The sequence below is a fragment of the Shewanella sp. 11B5 genome (assembly GCF_002836795.1).
Lineage (GTDB): Bacteria > Pseudomonadota > Gammaproteobacteria > Enterobacterales > Shewanellaceae > Shewanella > Shewanella frigidimarina.
This window is the reverse complement of sequence record NZ_PJAP01001060.1, coordinates 1-2,462: the sequence shown is the minus strand read 5'-3', so window position 1 is coordinate 2,462 and position 2,462 is coordinate 1. Positions and strand designations below refer to the sequence as shown.

Genomic DNA, 2,462 nt, shown 5'->3' with positions numbered 1-2,462 from the left:
GTGTGTTTTGGTTTGTGTTGTGTGAGTGTGTGTGTTGGTGTGGTTGTTTTTTGTTGTGTGTTTTTTTGTTTTTTTTTTTTTTTTTTTGTTTTTTTTGTTTTTGTGTTTTTTGTTTGTTGTCGTTTTAGTTTTGTTTTGTTTGTTTTGTCTTTAGCGTGAGATGTGTATATTAGACAGCAATCTGGCAGTGCCAATTTAAGTATAGCGACTTGGCAAGCCGATATTGAAGACACTGTCGATGTTGTTGGCGCGGCTTAAGCTACAACAATTTAATGGACAGTCGTTTGCGCTTAGGTTTGGATTATACCTACTCAGACTCAGACAGTAATACCCAAGTAAGACAAGGTATTAGTGGCGATTACGGTGACTATTTTGCCAAAGTGCATAACATTAATGTGTATGCACAATATCAAGCCACCGAAAAAATGGCCTTACGTATAGACTACAAAATGGAAAAATATCTTGATAATGATGATGCTAATGATATTGAGCCAGATACCATTTGGAATGTCATGAGTTTTGGCAATTTACAGCATGACTACACTGCACACATGATCATGCTCAACGTAAATTATAGTCTGTAAGTGAATTAACCGTTATATAACGGAGCCGTTCACAAAAAAAATAACGCCAACCTTATCTAGGTTGGCGTTTTTATATCATTTGATTTAATGACGTTTGGACACAAAAACAGTCGCTAACATCCTATTGTATAAAAAACTTGCAATTACACCGGATTTAACATTATATTAACAAGGTGAATAGCTTGTGATTGAAGTTTGGGCAAAAGGATGTTGCCCCCCATTTTACATTGTTCATCCTACAACCCTATTGCCTGTTCAAGACTCCCTCTTACTTTTTAACCTCTAATGCATTTAAGCATCAACCTCCTCCCAATACTTAGCCAACATCAGGTATCATTCAATACCGATATTTATTGCCTAGAGAAATTCATGTTTCAAATTGATACGCTAATTGCTGCTAAAATTGTCGACCGAACCATGAAAATTATTGGGCATAATATCAATGTCATGAATGCTCAGGCGGTGATATTAGGTTCAGGCGATATCGATCGAATTGGCACTGTACATGAAGGCGCACTATTAGCTATCAGCCAAAATCGCAATGTTGAAATAAGCCAAGCCATCGCTTCAAACTTACATGGCGTCAAACCTGGGCTAAATTTACCATTACATTACCATGGTCAAGTGGTTGGCGTTATCGGTATCACTGGCGAGCCAGACACATTAAGCCACTATGGTGAACTGCTTAAGATGACAGCAGAGATGATTGTCGAGCAAGCAAACTTGCAAGAGCAATTACAGTGGCAAAATCGTCAAACAGAGGAGTTTATTTCGCAACTCATTCATGCCAATGAACAAGACTTACCTTCTTTACAACAATGGGCATTGCAATTGGGTATCGATTTAAGCGTGCCGAGAGTGGCTGCCATCATTGAACTCGATAGTAATAACCCACTATATCAACAAGACAATCAAGCATTAAAACAAGTACTGTATTTATTACAAAATCCTGTACGCGATAACTTAATTGCGATGACATCACTAACTCAATTAGTGATTTTAAAACCGGCTTTTTTAGATGGTAAACAATTTGACCCAGAGCTTGAAAATCAACGCATCAACAAATTGCTCAAACGCTTACCCGCCAATATGCAGCTTAGCCTGCATATTTCATTAGGGCATTATTTCGGTGGTGAACTCGGTATTAGTTACTCTTATCGTACCGCTAAAGAAACGTTAGATATTGGCAAAAAATTACACCCAACAAAAACCAAATATTTATACCAAGACTACAGCTTACAAGTGCTGTTATCAGGACTGCGGCACCACTGGCGAGGTAATGCGCTTGCCGGGCCGTACCTAAAACTCATTGAAGTCGATAATAACCAGCAATTGCAAAAAACACTTGCCGCTTATCTAGATCACATGGGAGATATCCAAGCCTGCGCTAACAGTTTGTTTATCCATCGAAACACACTGCGTTATCGACTAGATAAAATTCAAACGATTACCAACATTGACCTACGCAGTTTTAATGGATTACTGAGTTTATATTTAGGACAGTTAATTCACCAACCCAGCACCTAGTTGTGCGTGTGCACAAATTTAGTGTCAGCTTGCTTATTTATTGGTGCAAACGCACAGAGTAATTTATGGGTAATGGTTTACTATGATGAATACTAAACCACCCCTACAATAATAAATAACGAGTACTCTATGGGACTAATATTGATCTTACTCGGCGTAATAGCCTTTATCGTCATCGCCACCTCTAAATTTAAACTCCACCCTTTTTTAACCCTCATTTTAGCGTCGTTCCTCACCGCATTTGCCTATGGCTTACCCAGCAATGAAATCGCCAAAACCATCACTGGCGGTTTCGGTGGTATTTTAGGTTATATCGGCTTAGTCATTGTGCTCGGTACCATTATCGGTACC

2 protein-coding genes and 2 pseudogenes are annotated in these 2,462 nt (G+C 38.7%); 3 read left to right on the top strand and 1 reads right to left on the bottom strand.

Going from position 1 to position 2,462, the window contains the following annotated elements; genetic code table 11:
• A partial coding sequence (locus CXF78_RS21705) for a hypothetical protein (RefSeq protein ID WP_219622103.1) occupies nucleotides 1–233 on the bottom strand: 233 nt, incomplete at its 3' end.
• On the opposite strand from CXF78_RS21705, the pseudogene CXF78_RS20280 reads away from it, so the two are divergent.
• The 3 genes and pseudogenes from CXF78_RS20280 to CXF78_RS20270 form a co-directional block, all read left to right on the top strand.
• Nucleotides 175–584, top strand: a pseudogene (locus tag CXF78_RS20280) (MtrB/PioB family outer membrane beta-barrel protein); the annotation flags it as partial. The gene CXF78_RS21705 and the pseudogene CXF78_RS20280 sit on opposite strands and share 59 nt — an antisense overlap.
• Before the next feature lie 369 nt (nucleotides 585–953).
• Entirely contained in the window at nucleotides 954–2,111 is a 1,158-nt protein-coding gene (locus CXF78_RS20275) for a sugar diacid recognition domain-containing protein (RefSeq protein WP_041413104.1), read from the top strand.
• 129 nt (nucleotides 2,112–2,240) lie between these two features.
• Nucleotides 2,241–2,462: pseudogene (locus CXF78_RS20270) on the top strand (GntP family permease); the annotation flags it as partial.